Raw genomic sequence first — 22,582 nt, 5'->3', positions numbered from 1 at the left:
CATCTCGGCGGCCACATGGGCGACCGGACGGCCTGAGCAGACACGTTCGACCAGCAGTCTCCTACCGAAGACCGTCAGCCGGGCATTACGGTGGGACACGAAGACCTCCGTGCGGTGAGTTCCTAGACAGCTCCCACCCCACCGGAGGTCTTCGCCATGTTCAAGACCACGGCCGTGTCAACAACGCTCGTGATCAATACACCTAGCCCCGGCGGTTGGCGGCCAGCGTCTCGTAGAAGTGGAGGAGGCCGAGGTCGTCGACCGAGCCGGCGTTGACGGCCTTGGCCAGGGGGGTGCCCTGGAGGAGGCGCTTGACCGGGACCTCGATGCGCTTGCCGGTGAGGGTGTGCGGGACGCCCGGGACCTCGATGATCTCGTCGGGGACGTGGCGCGGCGAGAGTTCGGCGCGGATGGTCCGCTTGATGCGGTCGACCAGTTCGGCGTCGAGGGCGGCGCCCTCCGCCAGGTGGACGAAGAGCGGCATCCAGTAGCCGCCGTCCGGCTCCTCCAGGCCGATGACCAGGGACTCGCGGATCTCCGGGAGGCGTTCCACGGCCTCGTAGATGTCGGCGCTCCCCATGCGGACGCCCTGCCGGTTGAGGGTGGAGTCGGAACGTCCGTGGATGACGACCGAACCGTGGTCGGTGATCGTGATCCAGTCGCCGTGGCGCCACGCGCCCGGGAACATCTCGAAGTAGCTGTCGCGGTAGCGGCTGCCGTCGGGGTCGTTCCAGAAGTGGATCGGCATGGACGGCATGGGGTTGGTGACGACGAGTTCGCCGACCTCGCCGATGACGGGCCTGCCGGAGGGGTCCCATGCCTGGAGGTCGGTGCCGAGACCGGCCGCCTGGAGTTCGCCGACGTGGACCGGGAGGGTGGGGACGGCTCCGGCGAAGCAGGAGCAGACGTCCGTGCCGCCGCTGACGGAGGCGATCCAGAGGTTCTCGCGGACCTCGTCGTGGAGCCAGCGGAAGCCGTCGGGGGGCAGCGGGGAGCCGGTGGTGGCGACGCACTTCACGGCCGAGAGGTCGAAGTCCCGGCCGGGGTGCACGTCCGCCTTGGCGCAGGCCATCACGTACGCGGCGGAGGTGCCGTACAGGGTGGCGCGGGTGCGTTCGGCGACGCGCCACTGGGCGGCGGTGTCGGGGTGACCGGGGCTGCCGTCGTACAGGACGATCGTCGTTCCGGTGAGCAGGCCGGAGACGAGGAAGTTCCACATCATCCAGCCGGTGGAGGTGTACCAGAAGAACACGTCGTCGGGGCCGAGGTCGCAGTGGAGGCCCAGCTGCTTGACGTGCTCGACGAGGATGCCGCCCTGGGACTGGACGATGGCCTTCGGCAGGCCGGTGGTGCCGGAGGAGTACAGGACCCACAGGGGGTGGGAGAAGGGGACCTGCTCGTAGACCGGTTCGGCGTCGGAGGCGACCAGGTCGTCCCAGGCGAGGGTCCCTTCGGGGGCCGGGGTGCCCAGGAGCGGGACGTGGACGACCGCGCGGAGGGTCGGGAGTTCGGCGCGCAGTTCGGCGGCGGTGTCGCGGCGGTCGTGCTCCTTGCCGCCGTAGCGGTAGCCGTCGACGGTGAAGAGGACGACCGGCTCGACCTGCTGGAAGCGGTCGAGGACGCTGCGGGCGCCGAAGTCCGGGGCGCAGGAGGTCCACACGCCGCCGACGGCGGCGGTGGCGAGGAGGGCCACGACGGACTGCGGGACGTTGGGCAGGTAGCCGCTGACCCGGTCGCCGGGACGTACGCCGAGGGCGCGCAGTTCGGCGGCCAGGGAGCCGACCTGGCGGCGGAGCTCGGCCCAGGTGACCGGTGTGGGCTCATGTGTCTCGTCCACATGGAGCAGGGCCGTGTCGTGGGGGCGCTCGTCGGCGGTGCGCAGGGCGTGCTCGGCGTAGTTGAGGGTGGCCCCGGGGAACCAGTCGGCGCCGGGCATCGAGCGGTTGCCCAGGACACGCTCGTACGGGGTGGAGAAGCGGATGCCGAACCATTCGACCACCGCCCGCCAGAACGCTTCGAGTTCCTCGACCGACCAGCGGTGGAGCGCCGGGTACCCTCCCCCGGCCGGGGCGCCGTGGTGTTCGGCGGCCCAGGACTGGAAGCGGGTGACGGCGGCCGTGGCGATGCGTTCCTCGTCCGGCTGCCAGAGCGGCTCGGTCTGCGCTGATGTCATGGGGCGGCTCCCTGGCTGTACGCGGGGTCTGCGTGTGTCCCGCGCACGTGCTGGGGTGTGCGCGTGACACGGCTGACAGGACGATGCCATGTGATCGTCTTTCGCACCAGGTCTGCCCGCCCATGGTCGGCCGGTTGAACATGTGCCCCCACCACGGGTGAACGGCGGCTGAACGGAGCTTCCGACGCCTCCGGCGGATGGCAGGGTGAGCTGCATGAACGGTCGTGGACTGCTGCGTTCGGTGAAGGTGTTCGGTTCCGCGGGGGGCCTGCGGGCGGTGCGTTCGGTGTGGCGGCCGCGTCGTACGGACGCGTGGGGGCTGCCGCTCCGGGGGCCGGAGCGGGCCCGGGTGCCGGGACCCGCGACGGCGGCGGAGCCCGCGCCGGGCGGCGGGACGATCCGGTTCGCGCGGTCGTCGCTGCGCCTGTGCGTGTCGGCGGGCGGCACGGTCTTCTGGGGGTGGGACGGCGCCGGGCCGCTGCCCTCGTACGCCCTGGCCGGCGGGACGCCCGAGCCGGACCCCCGGGCGTCCCTGGAACCGGACACGGACGGCGGGTGGCGGATCGTGTCGGAACGGGTGACGGTGGCGGTCTCCCGGTACGGGGCGGTGGAGATCCGCACGCCGGGCGGGCTGATGCTCCGGCGGGACCTGCCGCCGCGCTGGTGGGAGCCCGTGGCGGACGGGGGTGCCCCGGGGGCTCCGGAGGGCTCCGGGGCCGCCCGCTGGGCGCAGCGCAGCGAGGTCCCGGCCGACGCGCGCTTCTTCGGGCTCGGCGGACGGCCGGACGGTCCCCGGCTGCGGGACGGCTCGTACCGGCTGTGGAACACGGCGGCCGCCGGCGGCGAACCGCCGTCCGTCACCATGCCGGTGCAGTTCGTGGTCTCGGACGCCGGTACGCACCTGGCGTTCCACGACAACTCCTGGGACGGCCGGCTCACCCTGGCGGAGGGCGAGGAGGGCGCCGGGTCCGGGCACGACCGGCCGGGTACCGGCGAGCTCCGGATGGAGGGCGGCCCGCTGCGCTGCTGGGTGGTGGTCGGCACCCCCGCGCGCGTGCTGCACGGCTGGGCGGCGCTGACGGGCGCGCCCGCGCTCCCGCCGTCCTGGGCGCTCGGCCCGCAGTACGCGCGCGGGGAGTCGGGCGGCACGGCGGAGGTGCTGCGGGCGGTGGACGAGTACCGGGAGCGGGGCATGCCGCTCTCCGCCGTCCATCTGGACGACGGGGAGCGGAACGGCGGGGAGCGGGGCGGCGGCCGGCGGCGGCTCCCCGGTCCGCGCGATCCGGCCGGGCTCGCGGCGGAGCTGCGGGAGCGGGGCGTACGGCTGGTGCCGGTCGTGGACCCGGCGGTGCGGGCGGAGCCCGGGAACCCGGTGTACGACGGCGGGCGCGCGGTGGACGCCTTCGTCCGGGGCGCCCGGGGCGGGGAGGTCCTCGGGACGGCGCGGACGGGCGCGTGCGCCTACCCGGACTTCACCGATCCGTCGGTGCGGGAGTGGTGGGGCGGGTTGTGCGGGGAGCGGCTCCAACAAGGCTGCTCCGGGGTGGTGTACGACCGGAACGAGCCGGTCCGTCCCGTCCCGTCCGGCGACCCGGCGCTGCCGCGTTCGGCGCGGCACGCGCTGGACGGCCGGGGCGGCGACCACCGGGAGGCGCACAACGTGTACGGCCTGACGATGGCGCGGGCCGGGTACGAGGGGCTGCGCCGGGCGCGGCCCGGAGAGCGGCCCTTCGTGCTCTCGCGTTCCGGCTGGGCGGGCATGCAGCGGTACGGGGGCACCTGGGCGGACGGCACTCCGGCGGGGTGGCCGGGGCTGCGCGCCTCGCTCGCCCGGGTCCTGGGGCTCGGACTGTGCGGGGTGCCGTACGCGGGTCCCCTCGCGGGCGGTCCCGGTGACGGGCCGTCGCCGGAGCTGTTCCTGCGCCGGTACCAGCTGGCGGCGTGGCTCCCGCTGTTCGGCACGCGGGCGGGGGACGGCCCCGGTCCGCGCGAGCCGTGGGAGTACGGGCCCGGGGTCCTGGAGCACGCGCGCGCGGCGCTGGCCGAACGCGAGCGGCTGCGGCCGTACTTCATCACCCTGGCGCGGCTCGCCCGGACGACGGGCGCGCCGTACGTCCGGCCGGTGTGGTGGGGGACGCCGGAGGACCGGGCGCTGCGGGACTGCGAGGACGCGTTCCTGCTCGGCGACTCGCTGCTCGTGGCACCGGTCCTGACGCGCGGCGCCGACCGGCGGGCGGTACGGCTGCCGCGCGGACGCTGGTACGACACGGCGACGGGGCGGGCGTACGAAGGGCCCGGGCAGGTGCTGCTCGACGCGCCGCTGTCGCGGGTGCCGGTCCTCGCCAGGGCCGGTGCGGTGCTTCCGGTGCGGGACGGGGACGCCGGGCTCGCCCTGGAGGTGTGGGCGCCCGCCGAGGGGCGGACGGGCGGGGGGCTCGTCGTACGGGACACGGGGGACGGCTGGGAGCCGGCCGGGATGGAGCGGTACCAGTCGCGTCGGTCGGACGGCCGGGTGGTGGTGGAGCGGGTGACGGGCGACGGGGTGGAGGAGGCGGGGCTGCCGGTGCGGGTGCGGGGGCTCTGACGGACCCGGCGCGGGGCTCGCCGGGTCCGTGCCCCCTTCCGCCGGCGCGGGAAACCCGGCGCACGGGGCCCCGCGTCCACCGGGCGGGTCCGAACGGGCGGCGGCACGAGCCCGGGGGCGCGGCGCGGGCCGGGCGCGTCCCCGGTCCGCCTCCCCTCAGCCGTACTCTCCCGCGAACCACTTCCGCACCGCCTCCGTGTGGAGCGGGAAGGCCAGGTCCTCCGGGCCCCTGAGCAGGTGGTGGCCGTGGGTCTCGTCCGTCGGGGCCGAGGCGGGGAGGGCGGTGGCCGGGCGGGGCGGGAGGAGGCCGAAGAGGAGGAGGTGGCCGGCGGGCGAGCTCATCGCGTCGGCGAGGCGGACCTCCCCCGCGGCGGCCCCGATGCCGGTCTCCTCGCGCAGTTCGCGGACGACGGCGGTCCGCCAGTCCTCGCCGTGGTCGATGAAGCCGCCGGGAAGCGCCACCCCGCCCCGGTGGGGCTCGATGGCGCGGGTGATGACGACGAGACCCGTGCCGTCCGCGTCCGCGGCGGGCAGGAGGGCGACGGCGACGGGCAGCGGATTGCGGTGGGCGGTGTGGCCGCAGCGCGGACAGGTGCGGGGCCAGGAGGCGCCGGGCGGATACGGCGTACCGCAGGAGGAGCAGTGGGAGTCCTTCACCGTCCGACCGTACGCGATCGCCCTTTCCCGGCGCCGCCGGAACTGATAGACGGTGTCCATGACAGGACTGACAGGACCGGCGAAGCTCGCTTCCGCCCTCCGTACCCTCGCCGTCACGGCCGCCGCCGGACTGCTCGCCGTCACCGGCTCCGTCGCGGCCTCCGCTCCCCCGGCCTCGGCCGCGCCCGAGCCGAAGGCGCCACGGGAGTTCGTGGCCCTCTCCTCCGTCGATCCGACGATCCTCCAGGAGATGCGCTACGCGACGGCGCACAACTTCGTGGGCGAGCGGGTGGACGGTTACCGGCAGCCGCTGTGCGTCCTGACCCGGCCGGCGGCGGAGGCGCTGCGCCGGGCGCAGGCGCGGCTGCTCGCCCGGGGCTACACGCTGAAGGTGTACGACTGCTACCGGCCGCAGCGGGCCGTCGACCACTTCGTGCGGTGGGCGAAGGACCCGGAGGACGAGCGGATGAAGGAGGAGTTCTATCCGCGGGTCGACAAGTCGAGGCTGTTCGCGGACGGTTACATCGCGGAGAAGTCCGGGCACAGCCGGGGTTCGACGGTGGACCTGACGATCGTGCGGCTGCCGGCGCGGCCCACGCGCGCGTACCGGCCGGGCGAGCGGCTGGTGGAGTGCTACGCGCCGAAGGAGGAGCGCTTCCCCGACGACTCCGTGGACATGGGGACGGGGTACGACTGCTTCGACACCCTCTCGCACACCGACGACCCGCGGGTCACGGGCGAGCAGCGGGCGAACCGGCAGCTGCTCAGGGGGGTGCTCGCCGAGCAGGGGTTCGTGAACCTGCCGGAGGAGTGGTGGCACTTCACGTTCAAACCGGAGCCGTTCCCGGACACGTTCTTCGACTTCCCGGTGGCGCGGCGGTCGGTGGCCGGGCACTGAGACCCCGGTGGAGGGTCCCCGGCCGGGGACCCTCCACCGGGTCAGGAGGTGGCGGCCGCGTGGGCGCGGTCCGCGAGGACGAGGGCGTTCTCGACGACCGCCACGAGGACGTTCTTCACGGACTCCCGGTCCCGGGCGTCGCACATCAGCAGCTCCACCTCGGGGTCGAGGTCGAGCGCGCCGCGCACGCTCTCGGCGGGGAACCGCTGGGCGCCCTCGAAGCAGTTGACGGCCACCGTGAACGGGATGCCGCGCCGCTCGAAGTAGTCGATGGCGGCGAAGCTGTCCTCCAGGCGGCGGGTGTCCGCGAGGACGACCGCGCCCAGGGCCCCCTGGGCCAGCTCGTCCCAGAGGAACCAGAAGCGGTCCTGGCCCGGGGTGCCGAACAGGTACAGGACGAGGTCCTCGCGGAGGGTGATGCGGCCGAAGTCCATGGCGACGGTGGTGGTCGTCTTGGCCTCGACGCCGTGCAGGTCGTCGACGGGCCGTCCCGCCTCGCTGAGGACCTCCTCGGTCCGCAGGGGCCTGATCTCGCTGACCGCGCCCACCAGCGTCGTCTTGCCGACCCCGAACCCGCCGGCGACGAGGATCTTCAGGGTCACCGGTTCGACGAAGGGCTTGGTGCGGCTAGAGCGCCCGAAGGCCATTGATCACCTCGCGGAGGATGTTCACGTCCGGCAGCTCGGCCGGCGGAACGGGGCGGGTCACATGGACGAGTTCGTCCTCGACGAGGTCGCCGACGAGGACCCGGACCACCCCTACGGGGAGGTCGAGTCCGGCGGCGAGCTCGGCGATCGACTGGGGCTGCCCGGAGCAGCGTTCGACGATCTCCACGTGTTCCGGGGAGAGCGTCTGGTCCCGGCCGGGGTCTTCGGCGGCGGGTTCGGGAACGACCAGCGCGATCAGGTCGAGCCGGTGGCGGGTGGCGGCGCTCGTCCGGCCGCGGGTCATCGCGTACGGGCGGACCACCGGCCCGGCCTCGGCGTCGAACCAGTGGTGGGGGCGCGGGTCGTGCCCCACCGCCGGCCGGTTCCGTTCGGCTTCGTCACTCATGCCGTCCCACTCACCCTCCCGAGGACAGTCCGGTCCGGGGGGCCGTCGCGAGGTGGGCCCCGACCCGCTTCACCATCAGCGTCATCTCGTAGGCGACCTGGCCGACGTCGGAGTCGGCGTCCGCGAGCACCGCCAGGCAGCTGCCGTCCCCGGCGGCCGTGACGAAGAGGAAGGCGTCCTCCAGCTCGACGACCGTCTGGCGCACCGCGCCCGCCTCGAAGTGGCGGCCGACGCCCTTGGCCAGGCTGTGGAAGCCGGAGGCGACGGCGGCCAGGTGCTCGCCGTCCTCGCGGGTCAGGTCCTGGGAGGCGCCGGTGGGAAGGCCGTCGCCGGAGAGCACCAGGGCCTTCCGGATGGAGCCGACGCGCTGGACGAGTTCGTCGAGGAGCCAGTTCAGTTCGCCGTTTCCGGAGGTCGTGCTGGGTGCTGCGGCGTTCGGTGCGGTCATCGACCGTCCCCCTCGGGTGTCGTTCCTGGTGCTGTCGGGTCGTCAGGGCCGGTGGTGTGCCGTCGTCCGCGCTGCCATCCGCGCTGCATGGCGGCCATCCGGGCGCGGACCTCCTCGGCGTCGCGTTCGAAGGGGTCCGGTCCGCCGGGCGCGGACCCGGTGGCCGCGCGGGCGGCTTCGGCGCGGCCCGCCGGGCGGTCGTCCGCGCGCAGCTGGGGCGCGAGGCTGGCCTGGCGGACGCGGCGGGGCAGCCCGTCGAAGGGGACCGGCGCCTCCGGCGGCGCGGGGTCCTCCGGCCGTACGGAGCGGCCTTCCGGGCGGGCGGGCTCCCCGGGGGGTACGGGCCCTTCCGGCCGCGCGGGGCCCCGCGGCGGTACGGGCCGCCGCGACGGCACGGGGACGAGGGCGGGGCCGTCCGCGCCGTCGGCGGCGGGGTGCGACCGGCCGGAAAGCGGGTGGACGCCGTCCGTCGCGGGGCGGACGCGGTCGGGGGACGGGCCGGGGCCGTCCGGGGCCGGGCGGGCGCGGTCGGGCCCGTCGACGCGGCGGCCGTGGTCCGCGACGAGGGTGGGGACGCGGCGGCGCGGCAGCGGCACGGAGCGGTGGCCGGACGCGCCCTCCCCTGCGTGGCCGTCGGCCCGGTCCCGGGCCTGCTCGTGCTGCTCGCCGGGGGCGGCGCGGCGGCTCCGGGGCCTGAACAGGCCGCCGCGCTCGCTCTCGGTGTCGAGGAGGTCCGCGGACCGGTCGAGGAGCGCGTCGAACCCGTCGCCGCCGAGCGGGGCCTCCAGCTCGACGGGGCCGTCGACGGGGCCGGGCGCGTCGGTGACGTCGGGGACCCTGGCGAGCGCCGGGCGCCGGGTGGGCAGGGCGGTGGTGCCGCCGTCGGCGCGGGGCCCCTTGCGGTCGAGCCGGAAGCCGGCGCCCTCCGTCTCGGGCGCGTCGGTGAGCAGCGCGGCCGGGATGAAGACGACCGCGGTGGTCCCCCCGTACGGCGAGGTCTGGAGGGAGACCCGGACGTTCTGGCGCTGGGCGAGGCGGCTGACCACGAAGAGGCCGAGGCGGTCGGTGTCCGAGAGTTCGAAGTCGGGGGTCTCGGCGAGGCGGAGGTTGGCGTCGAGCAGGGCGTCGGGGTTCATGCCGAGGCCCCGGTCGTGGATCTCCAGGGTGAAGCCGTTGGCGACCCGCTCGCCGAGGACCTGGACGGCGGTGTGCGGGGGCGAGAAGACGGTGGCGTTCTCGAGGAGTTCGGCGACGAGGTGGGTGAGGTCCGCGACGGCGGAGCCGCCCACGCCGAGGCGGGGCAGCCGGCGCACCTCGATCCGCTCGTAGTCCTCGACCTCGGCGACGGCGGCGCGGACGACGTCCATGAGCTGGACGGGCTTGCGCCACTGGCGGGAGGGGGCGGCGCCGGACAGGATGACGAGGCCCTCGGCGTGCCGGCGCATGCGGGTGGTGAGGTGGTCGAGCCGGAAGAGGTCGGCCAGCTCGTCGGTGTCCTCGGTGCGCCGCTCCATGGTGTCGAGGAGGGTGAGCTGGCGGTGGAGGAGGACCTGGTTGCGGCGGGCGAGGTTGACGAAGACCTCGGAGACTCCGCGGCGCAGCTCCGCCTGCTTGACGGCGGCCTCGACGGCGGCGCGCTGGAGGGTGTTGAGGGCCTGGCCGACCTGGCCGACCTCGTCCTCGCCGTAGCGCAGGTGGGGCACTTCGGTGGTGACGTCGACCTGTTCGCCGGCGGCGAGCCTGCGCATGACGCTGGGCAGCCGTACGCCGGAGACCTCCTGGGCCTCCTTCTGGAGGCGGCGCAGGTCGCGGACGAGCCGGCGGCCGATGCGGACGGAGATGAAGACCGAGGCGAGCAGGGCGAGGAAACCGAGGACGCCGGCGATGCCGACCTTGAGGAGGACGCTGTACGCGGCGGGCCGGACGCGGTCCTGGTAGCGGTCGCCGGCGGCGGTGTCCTCGCGGGCGAGGACGTCGAGGACGGGGTTCGCCCTCTCCTGCCAGCGGGCGGCGGTGACGGCGCGCGGGCTGTCGGTGGGGCCCTGTTCGACGAGGGCGTTCTCGGCGGTGCGCAGCGGCAGGGTCTCGGGGCCGCGCCAGAACGTCTCGAAGCGGCCGCGCTCGGCGGCGGGCAGGAGTTCGAGGTTGATCTCGTAGAGCTGCCGGCGGTTGGCGACGAGGTCGGTCATCGCGCGTATCTCCTGCGCGGTGACGCGGTCCGCGACGAGCGCGGAGAGTACGAGGGCGTCCTCGCGGGAGAGCAGTTCGCGGGCGCGGGTGACGCCGACGAGGGCGCGGCCCTGCTTGTCCATCTCCACGTTCTCCAGGGCGTGGAGGGTGAGGAGGAAGTTGTGGCAGGGGTCGACGAGCCGGTTGTAGAAGTCGAGGGCCTGCATGCGGCCGACGCTGCGCTGTTCCACGGAGCGGCGGAGCGGTTCGAGGCCGTCGAACGCTTCGAGGAGGGTGTTCAGGCGCTGGGCGGTGACGGGCCGCATCTCCCCGCGGACGCCGGGGTCGGCGGCGTTGGCGCGGACGCGGTCGATCTGCCGGTCGGTGGCCCGGCGGGCGTCGCGCAGGGAGTCGAGGGCCTCGGAGCCCCGGGGGTCGGCGAGGTAGACGAGCGACTGCCGGCGTTCGAGCTGGATGACCCGGGCGGTGTCCTCCAGGGGGTGGCCGACCTTGTCGACGATGTAGCCGACGTCGAGGAGCTGGTCGGCCTCGCGGCCCGTGAGGACCGTGGCGAAGCCCCACAGTCCGGTGAGGGAGACGAGGGGGACGAGCAGCAACGCCACGATCTTCCTGCGGATGGACTTCCCGCGAAAGCGCATGGCCTCCCCCAGCTCGGCCCCCGCGCGTCACGAGGGCCCTTCACGTTCGTGACGTCCCGCGTCGGGACGCGGCGTCGACCTTGAGTTCCAACAAACGGCGGCGCGAGCCTACTACTGCATCACGGCCGTTCCGTAGGCGTCTCCGGGCTATTTTCAGCCTGCCGAGTGAGCGGTGATCATGAGATGTCCTGCTATTCGGGTAGTTGAGGTCGGCCACTGTGGCGCAGGACACCTGGTGGGACAATGTCTCCACCGGTATGCGGAGATGGCTGGAATTACGCGTTCCGGTCGTCCGGGGACCGCGTTGTCCCCGGATGGGGCGAAACCTTTTCCCTCTGCCGCACGTCCATGGGCAGGGGGGTTCCGTCCGCGTAAAGGCGCTCGCAACGGGCAGCCGTCCCTGGAGTCGTTCAGCGGTGGGGAGTGACAGGACAATGGAACACGAGGCGCGGCCGTCGGGGCAGTTGTGGGTGGAGGACGAGCGGGGGCGGCGGCGCATGCCCGACCCGGTGCGCGACGCCGCCGTACGCGCCGTGATGATCACGTCGGTGACCCTCGTCCAGGCGGTGGTGGCGTTCTTCTGCAGTCTCGCGGGCTCGTGGCTGGCCTTTCCGGTCACCCTCACCGCGGTGGCCTCGACGATCGTGGCCACCTGGAGCGTCCTGGACATCTGGATCACCCGTCAGGTGTGGCGCCAGCGCAACGGCGTGGTGTCGGAGCCGAGCAGCACGGCGCGTCCGGCGCCGCGACCCCGGCGCGGCGAGGGCCGGACGGAGTCGGCGCCGCTGTCCGAAGCGGCCTGAGACGACGTAGGCGAGCGGACCGGGACGCACGGGAGCGGACCGGGACCGCGTCACGGGAAACGGAGAACGGGGAGGGGCCCGTCTCCCGCCGGCACGTTCCGGCGGGAGACGGGCCCCTCCCCTTCCCGCCGGGACCCTCTACGGGGTCTCCGCCGGCGCGGGCTCGTCGGACCGGTGGCGGCGGAACATCCGCGTCGCCGTGATCTCGCCGTGGACCGGCTCGCCCTCCGGGTCGGGCTGCGGCAGGCCGGGGCGCAGGTGCTCCTCCACGCTGATGTACTTCAGGCCGGCCCGCAGGTCGGCGTCGTTCCGGAGCCTGATCACCAGCGGGAACTCCGCGAGCGCCGTCGTGTCGAACAGGCCCGTCGTGTACAGGAGCTGGACGCCCAGCGCGTCCGACACGGCCCGCTGGAGCTCCAGGAGGTACGTGGCGTTGGCCCGGCCGATCGGGTTGTCCAGGAACAGGGTGCCCGCGTGCCGGTGCCTGTCGCGGCCCCGGTCGTTGGAGCGGAGCGCCGCCATCGTGCAGTACAGGGCGATGGCGGCGGTGAGCAGCTGGCCGCCGGAGAAGACGTCGCCCATCTGCCCGACGGGCACCCGCTCGGCGCGCAGCACCGCGTCCGGCTTGAGGATCTCCACGGAGACGCCCCGGGGCTCCAGGGCCGCCTGGACGCCCCGCAGCAGCAGCGACATGCCGTCGCGGCGCAGGTCGGAGTTCTTCCTCACGGCGGCGCGGGTGGCCTCGTCCACGACGTCGCCGAGCCGCTCCGCGAGGGTGGCCTGGTCGGGCTCCTCGAAGCGGATGCGCAGGAACTCCTGGCCTGACCACTCCCCGAGGCCCTCGGGGAGCCGGGAGAGCCGCTGGGCCGAGCGGAGGGTGGCGAGGGAGGACTCCACGAGGCCGCGCAGCCGGTCCACGATCGAGTCCCGGTTGCGCTCCAGCTGCGCCAGCTCGTCGGTGAGGACCCGCAGCCGGGGTGCGAACGCCTCGGCCCACTGGGCGGCGTGCTCGGGGAGCGCGGACGCCGGGAGTTCGCGGATCTGCTGGCGGGCCGGGGTGCGCACCTGCTCGTAGCGGGTGGAGTTGGCGTGCCGGACGAGGACGTCGCTCGCCTCGCGCACGGCCGCGTCGGCGGCGGACAGCTCGGCCGTCCGGCCGCGCAGCGCCCGGCGCGCCTCGGCGGCCGCCGTACGGGCCTCCTCCAGGGTGCCGGAGTACGGCCCGGTCTCCTCCGTCTCCTCGTCCGCGTGGTCGCGGAGCAGGTCCCTCAGGAGGGCGGCCGTCTCGTCGAAGCCGCCGGCCGCGTCCTCGGCGGCCCGGTGGTCCCGGAGCAGTCCGGCGTGGGCGGCGCGGGCCGACTCCAGGGCGGCGCTGCGGGCGGCGAGTTCGGCGGTCGCGGTGCGCAGGAGGGCCTGGGCGCGCTCGGCGTCGGCGGGCACCAGCTCCTCGGGCAGTTCGGTGTGGGCCGCTCCGTCCTCGGGGGCGAGGCGCTCGGCCTCGCCGCGGAGCCGGCCCAGCTTCTCGCTCGCCTCCGAGGCGCGGGTCTCCAGCATCTGGACCAGGGACTCGGCGCGGGCGGCGGCGGCCTGGCGGGACGGACCGTCGGCGCCGTCGGTGGACTCCAGGAGCTGTTCGGCGCGGGTGCGGACCTTGTTGGTGAGGCGGTTCAGCTCGGCGAGGGCGGCGGACTCGTCGCTCTCGGCGCGGGCCTGCTCGGCGCGCAGGTCGGCGCCGACGCCGACCTTCTCGTAGAGCTGGGACGCGGCCCGGTACGCCTCGCGGAGGGTGGGCAGGGCGGTGCGGGGCGCGGCCGCGTCCGCCTCGGGGAGCGGATCGGGGGCACCTGCGATCTCGGCGCGTTCGGCCCGCAGGGCGCGGGCGGTGCGGTGGGCGTCGTCGGCGGCGCGCTGGGCCGCGCGGCGGTCCTCGTCGGCGGCGCGGGCGCGCTCCAGACAGGTCTGGGCGCGGGCCTCGGCCTCGGCGGCGTCGTCGGCGAGTTCGCGGAGCCTGGCCTGCCAGGCGGACCGTTCCCGGAGCCGGAACGCCAGGCCCGCGAGGGCGTCGGCGGCCCGGCGGGCGCGCTGGGCGGCCTCCTGGCGCTCGTCGCGGATCCGGGCCGCCTCGGCCGCGGTCTCGTCGGCCTCGGCCCGGACCGTGCGGGCCTCCTCGAGGGCCGCGGCCGCCGCTTCGGCGGTCTCGCGGGCGGCCTCGGCGGCGGTGGCCAGTTCGGCGAGCATGCCGGGCGGGCAGTCGGCGCGCCAGGCGCCGATCCGGGCGGCGAGGGAACGGTCACCGGCGAGACGGGCGGCGAGGGCGCGGATCTCCTCGTCGCGGGCGGCGGCACGCGCGCGCAGGGCGTGCCGTTCCTCGTCGGCCGCGTGCTCGTCGTGCATGGCGGGGTTCGGCGGTACGAGGAAGACCCCGCCGTCCTCGTCCGCCTCGCGCGCCGGTACGGGGGCGAGCAGGGCGGCGGCGGTGCCGACGGCGACGGCGGAGCGGGGCAGCAGGGCGGCGGTGGCGAGGACCTCGCGGGCGCGCCCGTACGAGACGGGGTCGGTGATCACGACGCCGTCGACCAGTTCGGGGCGGGCGGCGAGCACGCGCGCGTGGTCGGCGGGGTCCACGGCCTGGGCGAGGTAGCGCCAGCCGGGGAGGGCGGGGATGCCGTGCTCGCCGAGGTGCTCGACGGTGGCGAGGACGTCGGGGCCCGGCGGCAGCAGACCCCCGTCGCCGAGGGCGCCGAGGATGCGGGAGTCGTCGGCGGCGGCGGTGCGCAGTTCGAAGAGCTGCCGTTCGGCGGAGGCGACGGCCCGGTCGAGCAGGGAGCGCAGTTCGTCGGCGTACCGGTCGAGGTCGGCGGCGGTGAGCGGTCCCTCGTGGGGGGCGGGCGCGGACTTCACGGAGCCGTCCTCCGTCCACTCGCCCGAGGGCAGGCTCAGGAGCTCCGCCAGGCGCTCCTCGGAGGCCAGGGACTCGGCGGCGCGGCGCTCCGCGTCGTGGGCGTTCCCGGCGGCGGTGGCCGCGTCGGCCGCGCGGGCGGCGGCGAGTTCGGCGCGGGACTCGGCCCCGGCGGCCTCGCGCGCGCGGTCGGCGGCGGCACGGGCGGCCTCGCGGGCGGTGTCCCAGGCCGCGACCGCCGTCTTCTCGGCGTCGCTGGCGGCGAGCGCGGCGCGGGCCGGGTCGGCGTCGGGGGCGGTGTCGTCGAGCCAGCCGGCCCGTACCGCCTCGGCGGTCTCCTGCTCGACCTCGGCGAGCCGCTGGCGCAGGTGGCCGGCCTCGCTGCGGGCGCGCTGGGCCTCGGTCGCGGCGGCGGTGGCGTCGCGGTGGGCGGCCTCGCCCGCCTCCTGGAGGACGGTGGAGCGCTCCTCCTCCTCGGCGGCGTGCCGCTCGCCCTCCTCGGCGGCGGCGGCCAGGGCTCGTACGAGGGCGGCGGCGGCCTCGGCGCGGGCCGCCAGGGCCGGGGCGGCGTCCCGTTCGGCCTCGCGGATGGCGGCGGCCACGCGGGCGGAGCGGTCGGCGGCGGCGCGGTGGCGGAGCACGGTCTCGGCGGCCTGCCAGGCGGCGTGCAGGGTACGGGCGTCGGTCAGTTCGCGGCGCTGGGAGGCCGCGCCCTTCTCGGCGGCGGCCAGGGCCAGCGAGGCGTGCCGGTAGGCGAGTTCGGCGGCGATGAGGGCGCTGCGGCCCCGGGCCTCCTCGGCCTCGGCGACGGCGTGGGCGGCGGAGGTGACCCCCTGGGCGAGTTCGGCGCCCCGGCCGCGTTCCCCGGCGGCGCGGACGGAGAGCCGGCGGGCGAGGGTGCGGGTCCGGCGCTCGGCGGCGGTGTGGACCTCACGCGCGCGGGCCCGGACTCCGGTGGCCTCGACGATCCGGCCCAGGAGGTCCACGGAGCCGGCGGTGAAGTCGCGCTCGGCGGTGAGTTCGGCGCGGCGGCCGAGCTTGTCGCCGAAGCCGCCGACGAGGTCGGCGAGGCCGTCGGTGTCCCGGGTGTCGGTGACGGCGCGCAGCAGCAGGTCGGTGAAGTCGGAGTCCTTCTTGACCGCGAAGAGGCCGGCGGCCTCGCCCTCGTCGGCGTTCATCTCGCGCTGGTAGCGGAAGAGTTCGGGGTCGAGGCCGAGGTCGCCGAGGTGTTCGTTCCAGCGGTCGTGGATCTCCTCCCAGACCACCTCCAGGTGGGGGTACGCCTTTCCGGCCTCGGTCAGCGCGTCGCGGAAGCCCTTCATGGTGCGGCGGCGGCCGCGGGCCCCGGAGACGCCCTCCGCGGGCGGGCGGACCGAGGTCGCCTCGGCCACGGGGAGGTTGTCCAGGCTCAGTCCGGGTCCCGGCCGGAAGGAGTACCACGCCTCGGCGAACTTCCGGGGGTCGTTGGAGACCTGGCGGCCGCGCCACTCGCTGGCCTTGCCGACGACGACGAGTTCGCCGGTGAGCGTGTGCTGCCATTCCAGGGCGACGTGGCCGCAGTCGTCGGCGAGGAGGAACTTGCGCAGCACGCCGGAGCTGGCACCGCCGAGGGTGTTGCGGTGGCCGGGGAGCATGACCGAGAAGATCAGCTTGAGGAGGACGGACTTGCCGCCGCCGTTCTCCAGGAAGAGCACGCCGGCGGGGGCCGGGCGGCGCGGCGGGCCGACCGGCTCGTCCTCGAAGAACTCCGCCTGGGCGGGGGCGGGGTGGGGCACGGGGGCGCCGACTCCGCGCAGGTCCAGGACCGTGTCGGCGTAGCGCGCGCCGGCGGGGCCGATGGAGTAGAGGCGGACCCGGGACAGCTCGTACATGGCGGGGACTCTCGTGCTGGGAAGGTCGGTGGGGCGGCGGGACCGCGCTGGGGACGGGCGGGGTTACGCGTGGAACGGGAGGCCCGCGTCGGCCGCGAGCTCCAGGTCGTCGCCCTCGGGCGGCGGCAGGAGGGTCGCGGAGCCGTCGCTGACGGGGACGACGCCGAGCGCGAGGAGTTCGGCCATGGCGGCGGACCCGGCCATGTCGCGGACCTGGAGCTGGTAGCGGGCCGTGGTGCGGTAGGAGCCGCCGCCCTCGTCGCCGGTGCGCTGGAGGAAGCCGGATTCGGTGAGGAACGCGGCGGCCTTGCCGACGATGCCGGTGGTGGAGCCGGCGAGCCTGCGGGCGTCCTTGGTGGCGCCGGTGGCGCTGCGGCGGGCGTAGATCCGCCAGGCGGCCTCCAGGCCGGGGGCGTCGGAGGCCGGGTCGGTGTTCTCGCCCTCCTCCTCGGCGCGCCGCTCCAGGCGGAGGCACGCCTGGCGCACGAAGGCGTCGACGCCGTTGACGGTGAACCGGCCGATGTACGAGTCGTCGGCGAGGTCCTCGGGGCGGGGGAAGGCCATGGCGGCGACGGCGAGGTGGGCCAGGCCGTGGAGGAACCGGTCGGCGGAGTCGGTGGAGGCGCGGCGGGCGTAGTCGCCCATGCGGACGGCGAAGACGGAGTCCTCGCCCGCCGTGACGGCCATCCCCGCGCGCGGGGAGACCTCCAGGACGATCAGGCCGAGGCCGGTGGCGACGGCGTCGGCGAGGCGCGCGAAGGCGGGGTCCTCGCGGTAGCGGCGGAGGAGTTCGGCGTATTCGGCGTCGCGGGCCGGGAGCAGTTTGGGCTGGAGGCCGAAGGAGACGAGCCGGGCCGCGTCGGCGGCGTCGGCGGGGGTGACCGCGGGGCCGCCGGACGCGGCGGGGACGGCCGGGGACCGCGGGGGCTCCTGCTCGTTCCACGCGTCGGCGTGCTCGGCGTGGGTTTCGCTCACGGCTGGGGCTCCTCGGGACGGCTCTCGGTCGGTACGGGGCGGGGGGCGGGCAGGGGCAGCGGGACGGGGGTGACGGCCGCCGGGGCGGCGGGGGGACCCGGACGTCCGACGGGCGCGGGCGGCTCGTCCGTGAGCCGCACGGCCCGTACGGCAGGGGGGCCGCCCCGGCGTGGCGCGGGCCCGGGGCGGGGCGGCTCGGGCACGGGGACGACGGCGGGACGGGCGCGCGGGGGACGCTCCCCGGTCCCGCCGCGCGGGCCGGCGGGCGGTGCCACGGGCACGGGCGACAGACGGAGGCCGGGGGCACGCCCCTCCCCCGGGACGGACCCTGCTTCCGCGCCGGGGCCCTCCTCCGGGGCGGGCTCCGCCGCCGAGAGGGGCCTTGCTTCCGCGCCGGGGCCCTCCTCCGGTGCGCGTCCCGCCTCCGCGCCGGACCCCGTTCCCGGAGCGGCCTCCGGCGCGGAAAGCGGGCCGGCGGGCGGCGGGGCCGTGGGGGCGGAGGAGTCGGCGGCCCCGGCGGGAACGGTCCGCGCCGGGGGCGCCACGGGCGGGACGGGGTTCACGTCGCCTCCGAACGGTCGGCGGCCATGCCCGCCGCGTCGAGGAGCGCCGTCCCCACGACGAGGTCGGCGCCGCCGAACTCGGGGTCGTCCAGCGGGGTGCCGTCGTCCACGGCGAAGAGCAGGCGCTCCTCGCCCTGGCGGTAGGCGGTGCCGACCGGGGGGCTCGCCGCGTGGACGGCGAGGAGGGCGACCAGGTACGGCAGGTCGGGGTCGAGCCGGCGGGCGTCCGCGAGCAGTCCGGAGAGGCGGCGCGGGGCGTCGTGCTCCAGGTCGAGCAGGCGCAGGGCGGTCGCGAGCTGCTCCTCGCTGAAGCGGGAGTCGTCGGGGGTGGCGATCAGGTCGGGCTCGGGCATCTCCGCGCCGAGATGCTCGCGCTCGACGGGCGGGGTGAGGAGCAGGTCCACCAGGTCCCCGAGGCGGACGGAGGCGGGGGTGCGCAGCCCGGTGCCGTGGGCGAAGAAGGCGTCGGTGGCGCGGGTGGCCCGCTCGACGGGGAGCGTGAGGAGCGGGGCGAGCAGCTGCCCGTACAGGTCCAGTCCGGCGGAGGCGGCGGGGGCGGCGAACGCCTGGCGGTCCTGCTCGGCGCGGAAGAGCGGTCCGGCCTCCAGGAGACGGGACTGGAGCTGGGTGTGGCGCCGGATGCAGTCCTTGACGATGTCCACGAGTTCGGCGGCGCGCCGCTTGTGCTCCGCCGTCTTCGCGTCGGTGGCGGCCTCGGCCTCGTCGCGCACCCTGCGGATGTTGGTGAGGATGGCGTTCTCGTGGCGGTAGCGGTCGGCCACGTGGTCGAGCGCCTCGGCGATCATGTCGGGGACCGTGTGGAGCCAGTCCACGGCGCGGACGTTGCGCCGGGTGGCCTCCAGGGTCCTGCGGAGGGTCTCGGCATACTGCACGGTCCGGTACCGGGCCTGCTCGGCGGCGAGCTGCGCGTCGGCGAGGCGGCCCCGGTCGATGAGGACCTCCAGCTTCACCTCGGCGGCGATCTGGGCGCTGGTGACGTCGGTGTCGAGGGCCCCGACCAGGACGTTGACGGCCTCGTCGGTGGTGCGGAGGTAGATCCCGCCCCCGTATCCCGGGACCTCCTCGATCAGCTTGAAGTCGTAGTCCCTGCGGACGTAGACGCCGTCGGGCCCGAAGGTGCCGTAGACGGCGCGGAAGCCGCGGTCGACGCTGCCGACGTTGATCAGGTTCTCCAGGACCCAGCGGGCCACGCGCTCGTGCTCGGCGGCGGGACGGGAGGGGGCCTGGGCGGCGACGCGGGGCAGCAGGCGGGCGACGATCTGCTCGTGGTCGGCGCCGGTGTCGAAGTCCATGGTGAGCGTGATCAGGTCGATCGCGGCGAGGGCCACCTCGGCCATCGCGTAGACCGTGTACTCACCCGCCAGGTTCGCCTTGCGGACGTCGAGGTCGTGCAGCGGGGCGGTGCACGCGAGCGCGCGGAGCCGCCGCGCGAGCCCTTCGTCGGCGGCCGGGCCCTGCGCGGGCCGCGGCCCCGCGCTGAGCTGGGGCGGAACGAGGTCCGTCGAGGCAGGCGAAGTCACGGTGCACAGATTAGGTCCTCCCCCTGACAACGGTCGAAACCGTGCGGACGCGGCCGGACCCCGGGGATCGGCTCCCGGGGTCCGGCGGGGCGTCGGCGGTCCGGGCGCGGGCGGCCAGGACCCGGGTGCGGGAGTCGTCCAGGTAGCGGACGAGAAGGCGCTCCGCCGTGCCGCGTTCGCCGGCGCGCAGGGCGGCCAGGATCTCCCGGTTGCGGGCGAGGAACGGCTCGTGGAGGGCGCGCGGGTCGTCCACGAGGTGGAGGGCGAGGCGGAGTTCGGCGAGGACGCCCCGCATCAGCGCGTCGGTGCGCGCGCTGCCGGCGAGGGCGACGAGTGCGCGGTGGAAGTGGATGTTGGCGGTGGAGACGCCGTCCCAGTCGCCGGCGCGGGCGGCGGCCTCGCCCGCCCCGACGGCCGCGGCGAGGCCGTCGAGGGCGTACGGGGGCCGTCCGAGGCCGCGCACCACGGCGCGTTCGACGAGGGCGCGGGTGCGGTAGATGTCGGTCACGTCCTCGGCGGCGAGGACGCGGACGAAGACGCCGCGGTTCAGCTCGTGGACCAGCAGGCGCTCGTGGGTGAGGAGGCGGAACGCCTCCCGGAGGGTGTTGCGGGACACGCCGAGGGCTCCGCCGATGGCCTCCTCGGAGAGCCGGGTGCCGGGAGGGAAGTACCCCTCGGCGACGCGGGTGCGCAGGACGTCCGCGACCCGTTCCGCCGTGCTCGTCCGCCCGAGCAGCGCGCGGTCGCGCGCCAGGCCCTCCGCTCCGTCCCCTGCCACGGCGCCTCCTCCCGCTCCGTCGCCGGCGGTCTCCCGGCGTCCGCCGCCGAGTCAACCGCACGGCACCGGGCGGGACAATCGGCTCCTTGTCGGATCGTTCAACAATCCTCTACGTTGAGAGCGTCCCACGGTCCGCCGTGTCCTCCGGGCACGCCCCACCCCGCGAGGCGCAGATGAGCACGAACCGGGTGTCGATCGACCTCAACGCCGATCTCGGCGAGGGCTTCGGCCGCTGGACGCTGACCGACGACGAGGCGCTTCTGTCCCTGGTCACCAGCGCCAACGTGGCCTGCGGCTTCCACGCGGGGGACCCGGCCACCATGCGGCGCGTGTGCGAGCTGGCCGCCGCGCGCGGGGTGCGGATCGGGGCCCAGGTGTCCTACCGCGACCTGGCCGGGTTCGGCCGGCGGTCGATGGACGTCCCGGCGGCGGAGCTGGCCGCCGAGGTGGCGTACCAGATCGGCGCCCTGGATGTGTTCGCCCGGGCGGCGGGCTCCCGGGTCGCGTACGTGAAGCCGCACGGCGCGCTCTACAACCGGGTGGTCCGGGACGAGGAGCAGGCGGCGGCGGTCGTGGAGGGCGTCCTGCTCGCGGACCGGGCCCTGCCGGTCCTGGGACTGCCCGGCTCCCGGCTGCACGAGGCCGCCGCGGCGGCCGGACTGCCGGTCGTCCCGGAGGCGTTCGGGGACCGGGCCTACCGGGCGGACGGCACCCTGCTGCCGCGCGGACTGGAGGGTGCGGTCGTCAGTGATCCCGCCGAAGTCGTCGAGCGGTCGGTGTCCGTGGCGCGGTTCGGCGTGGTCACCGCGCACCGCGGCGGTCCGGTGGCCGTCCGGGCCCGGTCGCTCTGTCTGCACGGGGACACCCCGGGCGCGGTGGAGCTGGTCCGGCGGGTACGGGAGGGCCTGGAGTCCTCGGGCGTACGGGTGGAGGCATTCGCGTGAGCGGGAACGGGAACGGAGGCGGGGGCGGGGACCGGAACGGGAACGGGAACCGTTCGCCGGACGCACGCGTGCGCGTGCTGCGCGTGGGCGAGCGGGCGCTCCTCGTGGAGCTGGACGGCGGGCCCGAGACGGAGGCGTTCCACGCCGAGGTGCTGCGGCGGCGGGCGGCCGGGACACTTCCCGCCGTGCGGGAGGTCGTCCCGGCGGCGCGGACCGTGCTGCTCGACGGGGTGGCGGACCCGGACCGGCTCGCGGCCGAACTGCCGGGCTGGGAGGTGGCCCCCGTCCCCCCGCGCACGGGCAGGGCGGTGGAGGTGCCGGTGCGTTACGACGGACCCGATCTCGCGGAGGTCGCCGCGCTCTGGGGCGTGTCCGCCGAGGCGGTCGTACGGATTCACACGGCGGCCGAGTTCAGGGTCGCCTTCTGCGGGTTCGCGCCGGGCTTCGGCTATCTGACGGGGCTCGGCGAACGGTACGGGGTCCCCCGGCGGGCCACTCCGCGCACCGTCGTTCCGGCGGGCTCGGTCGGCCTGGCGGGACCGTACACGGGGGTGTACCCGCGCCCCTCCCCCGGCGGCTGGCAACTGATCGGGACCACGGACGCCGTGCTCTGGGACGCCGGGCGGGAGCCGGCCGCGCTCCTCTCCCCCGGCACGCGGGTCCGGTTCGTCGCGGAGGGTTCCGCGCCGGGGGGCGGGCGGTGACCGGCGGGGCCCTCGCCGTGGTCCGGGCGGGGGCGCTGACCACCGTGCAGGACCTGGGACGTCCGGGGTACGCGCACCTGGGCGTGCCCCGTTCGGGCGCGCTGGACCCGGCGGCCGTACGGCTCGTCAACCGGCTCGTCGGCAACGCGGAGGGGGCGGCGGTCCTGGAGACCACCCTCGACGGCTGCGCGGTGCGGCCCGGACGCGCGGTGACCGCGGCGGTGGGCGGTGCGCCCTGCGCGGTCCGGGTGGACGGGCGCCCGGCGCCCTGGGGCACGGCGTTCCGGGTGGCGGCCGGATCGGTGCTCGACGTCGGTCCCGCGGTGCGCGGACTGCGCGCGTACGTGGCGTTCGGCGGCGGGATCGGGGTCGAGCCGGTGCTGGGCAGCCGCTCCACCGACCTGCTGTCCGGTCTCGGCCCGGCGCCGCTGGGCGGGGAGGAGGTGCTGCCGCTGGGGCCGGGCACGGACGCGCCGGGGCCGGTCGACGCCCCTCCCTGGCCGGGGCCGCCGGAGGTGCTCGTCCTGCGGGTCCGGTTCGGGCCCCGCGACGCCTGGTTCACGCCCGGCGCCCTCCGGACCCTCGCCACGCGCGCGTACCGGGTGTCCCCGGCGAGCAACCGGATCGGGCTGCGGCTGGAGGGGCCGGCCCTGGAGCGGGCCCTGCCCGGGGAGCCGGCGAGCGAGGGCATGGTGCTCGGCGCGGTCCAGGTGCCTCCGGACGGGCGCCCGGTGGTCTTCCTCGCGGACCATCCGACGACCGGGGGCTACCCGGTGGTCGGGGTCGTCCGGGAGGCCGACCTGGGCGCGGCGGCCCAGGCGGTGCCGGGGACGGCGGTGCGGTTCGTACCGGTGCGGTGAGCG

The 22,582-nt window shown here is 76.0% G+C and carries 16 protein-coding genes and 1 pseudogene; 6 read left to right on the top strand and 11 right to left on the bottom strand.

Features of this window, described 5'->3' with window-relative positions; genetic code table 11:
- Both ACFYZY_RS26440 and ACFYZY_RS26435 read right to left on the bottom strand, forming a co-directional pair.
- Window positions 1-99, bottom strand: a pseudogene (locus tag ACFYZY_RS26440) (IS481 family transposase); the annotation flags it as partial.
- 103 nt (window positions 100-202) lie between these two features.
- A complete protein-coding gene (locus ACFYZY_RS26435) occupies window positions 203-2,173 on the bottom strand; it encodes an acetoacetate--CoA ligase (RefSeq protein WP_388698733.1) in 1,971 nt (656 codons plus the stop codon).
- Between the two features lie 214 nt (window positions 2,174-2,387).
- On the opposite strand from ACFYZY_RS26435, the gene ACFYZY_RS26430 reads away from it, so the two are divergent.
- Complete coding sequence (locus ACFYZY_RS26430) at window positions 2,388-4,757, top strand: glycoside hydrolase family 31 protein (protein ID WP_388698731.1); 2,370 nt, start codon at window positions 2,388-2,390, stop codon at window positions 4,755-4,757.
- Between the two features lie 156 nt (window positions 4,758-4,913).
- On the opposite strand, the gene ACFYZY_RS26425 is transcribed toward ACFYZY_RS26430, so the two are convergent.
- The gene (locus ACFYZY_RS26425; RefSeq protein ID WP_388698728.1) at window positions 4,914-5,474 is read right to left on the bottom strand and encodes an NUDIX domain-containing protein; all 561 of its coding nucleotides are present in this window, start codon (window positions 5,472-5,474) and stop codon (window positions 4,914-4,916) included.
- Between ACFYZY_RS26425 and ACFYZY_RS26420 the strand changes: the two genes are divergently transcribed.
- On the top strand, window positions 5,473-6,312 hold the full coding sequence (locus ACFYZY_RS26420; RefSeq protein WP_388698725.1) for a M15 family metallopeptidase: 840 nt from the start codon (window positions 5,473-5,475) through the stop codon (window positions 6,310-6,312). The genes ACFYZY_RS26425 and ACFYZY_RS26420 overlap by 2 nt on opposite strands.
- 41 nt (window positions 6,313-6,353) lie before the next feature.
- Here the strand turns inward: ACFYZY_RS26420 and ACFYZY_RS26415 are convergent, their stop codons facing one another.
- From ACFYZY_RS26415 to ACFYZY_RS26400, 4 genes are read right to left on the bottom strand one after another with little or no spacing between them, the layout of a single operon-like run.
- Window positions 6,354-6,959 (bottom strand): ATP/GTP-binding protein, encoded by a 606-nt coding sequence (locus ACFYZY_RS26415; protein ID WP_388698722.1) that lies wholly within the window; start codon window positions 6,957-6,959, stop codon window positions 6,354-6,356.
- Window positions 6,940-7,365, bottom strand: coding sequence for a DUF742 domain-containing protein (locus ACFYZY_RS26410; RefSeq protein WP_388698720.1), 426 nt, complete (start codon window positions 7,363-7,365; stop codon window positions 6,940-6,942). Before ACFYZY_RS26410 ends, ACFYZY_RS26415 begins: the two co-directional genes overlap by 20 nt.
- Window positions 7,366-7,375: 10 nt before the next feature.
- The gene (locus ACFYZY_RS26405) at window positions 7,376-7,813 is read right to left on the bottom strand and encodes a roadblock/LC7 domain-containing protein (protein WP_388698717.1); all 438 of its coding nucleotides are present in this window, start codon (window positions 7,811-7,813) and stop codon (window positions 7,376-7,378) included.
- A complete protein-coding gene (locus ACFYZY_RS26400; protein WP_388698714.1) occupies window positions 7,810-10,641 on the bottom strand; it encodes a nitrate- and nitrite sensing domain-containing protein in 2,832 nt (943 codons plus the stop codon). Before ACFYZY_RS26400 ends, ACFYZY_RS26405 begins: the two co-directional genes overlap by 4 nt.
- Window positions 10,642-11,075: 434 nt before the next feature.
- Between ACFYZY_RS26400 and ACFYZY_RS26395 the strand changes: the two genes are divergently transcribed.
- Complete coding sequence (locus ACFYZY_RS26395) at window positions 11,076-11,444, top strand: hypothetical protein (RefSeq protein WP_388698712.1); 369 nt, start codon at window positions 11,076-11,078, stop codon at window positions 11,442-11,444.
- Between the two features lie 138 nt (window positions 11,445-11,582).
- On the opposite strand, the gene ACFYZY_RS26390 is transcribed toward ACFYZY_RS26395, so the two are convergent.
- The 4 genes from ACFYZY_RS26390 to ACFYZY_RS26375 all read right to left on the bottom strand — a co-directional run bounded on the left by ACFYZY_RS26390 (window position 11,583) and on the right by ACFYZY_RS26375 (window position 20,071).
- Window positions 11,583-16,214 carry a hypothetical protein gene (locus tag ACFYZY_RS26390; RefSeq protein WP_388698709.1) on the bottom strand — a complete coding sequence of 1,544 codons (4,632 nt, stop codon included), beginning with the start codon at window positions 16,212-16,214 and terminating at the stop codon, window positions 11,583-11,585.
- 63 nt (window positions 16,215-16,277) lie between these two features.
- The gene (locus tag ACFYZY_RS26385; RefSeq protein ID WP_388698707.1) at window positions 16,278-17,189 is read right to left on the bottom strand and encodes a hypothetical protein; all 912 of its coding nucleotides are present in this window, start codon (window positions 17,187-17,189) and stop codon (window positions 16,278-16,280) included.
- Between the two features lie 559 nt (window positions 17,190-17,748).
- Window positions 17,749-19,293 carry a hypothetical protein gene (locus tag ACFYZY_RS26380; protein WP_388698704.1) on the bottom strand — a complete coding sequence of 515 codons (1,545 nt, stop codon included), beginning with the start codon at window positions 19,291-19,293 and terminating at the stop codon, window positions 17,749-17,751.
- Between the two features lie 10 nt (window positions 19,294-19,303).
- Window positions 19,304-20,071 carry a GntR family transcriptional regulator gene (locus tag ACFYZY_RS26375; RefSeq protein WP_388698702.1) on the bottom strand — a complete coding sequence of 256 codons (768 nt, stop codon included), beginning with the start codon at window positions 20,069-20,071 and terminating at the stop codon, window positions 19,304-19,306.
- Between the two features lie 173 nt (window positions 20,072-20,244).
- Here ACFYZY_RS26375 and ACFYZY_RS26370 point away from each other — a divergent pair, with 173 nt between their 5' ends.
- From ACFYZY_RS26370 to ACFYZY_RS26360, 3 genes are all read left to right on the top strand, one after another.
- Complete coding sequence (locus tag ACFYZY_RS26370) at window positions 20,245-21,015, top strand: LamB/YcsF family protein (protein ID WP_388698700.1); 771 nt, start codon at window positions 20,245-20,247, stop codon at window positions 21,013-21,015.
- A gap of 68 nt (window positions 21,016-21,083) precedes the next feature.
- A complete protein-coding gene (pxpB, locus tag ACFYZY_RS26365) occupies window positions 21,084-21,719 on the top strand; it encodes a 5-oxoprolinase subunit PxpB (protein WP_388698698.1) in 636 nt (211 codons plus the stop codon).
- Entirely contained in the window at window positions 21,716-22,579 is an 864-nt protein-coding gene (locus ACFYZY_RS26360) for a biotin-dependent carboxyltransferase family protein (RefSeq protein WP_388698696.1), read from the top strand. The genes pxpB and ACFYZY_RS26360 overlap by 4 nt, the downstream gene beginning before the upstream one ends.
- Window positions 22,580-22,582: the final 3 nt, after the last annotated feature.

Origin of the sequence: Streptomyces sp. NPDC001744, assembly GCF_042892575.1 — a bacterium.
Classification (GTDB): Bacteria; Actinomycetota; Actinomycetes; order Streptomycetales; family Streptomycetaceae; genus Streptomyces.
Note: the sequence above shows the minus strand (reverse complement) of the source record. Positions and strands in the feature narration are given on the sequence as shown.

Coding starts and splice junctions, on each gene's coding strand:
- ACFYZY_RS26430 (WP_388698731.1), top strand. CDS start 2,388: ATGAACGGTCGTGGACTGCTGCGTTCGGTGAAGGTGTTCGGTTCCGCG.
- ACFYZY_RS26420 (WP_388698725.1), top strand. CDS start 5,473: ATGACAGGACTGACAGGACCGGCGAAGCTCGCTTCCGCCCTCCGTACC.
- ACFYZY_RS26425 (WP_388698728.1), bottom strand. CDS start 5,474: ATGGACACCGTCTATCAGTTCCGGCGGCGCCGGGAAAGGGCGATCGCG.
- ACFYZY_RS26415 (WP_388698722.1), bottom strand. CDS start 6,959: ATGGCCTTCGGGCGCTCTAGCCGCACCAAGCCCTTCGTCGAACCGGTG.
- ACFYZY_RS26405 (WP_388698717.1), bottom strand. CDS start 7,813: ATGACCGCACCGAACGCCGCAGCACCCAGCACGACCTCCGGAAACGGC.
- ACFYZY_RS26435 (WP_388698733.1), bottom strand. CDS start 2,173: ATGACATCAGCGCAGACCGAGCCGCTCTGGCAGCCGGACGAGGAACGC.
- ACFYZY_RS26370 (WP_388698700.1), top strand. CDS start 20,245: ATGAGCACGAACCGGGTGTCGATCGACCTCAACGCCGATCTCGGCGAG.
- ACFYZY_RS26400 (WP_388698714.1), bottom strand. CDS start 10,641: ATGCGCTTTCGCGGGAAGTCCATCCGCAGGAAGATCGTGGCGTTGCTG.
- ACFYZY_RS26390 (WP_388698709.1), bottom strand. CDS start 16,214: ATGTACGAGCTGTCCCGGGTCCGCCTCTACTCCATCGGCCCCGCCGGC.
- ACFYZY_RS26410 (WP_388698720.1), bottom strand. CDS start 7,365: ATGAGTGACGAAGCCGAACGGAACCGGCCGGCGGTGGGGCACGACCCG.
- ACFYZY_RS26395 (WP_388698712.1), top strand. CDS start 11,076: ATGGAACACGAGGCGCGGCCGTCGGGGCAGTTGTGGGTGGAGGACGAG.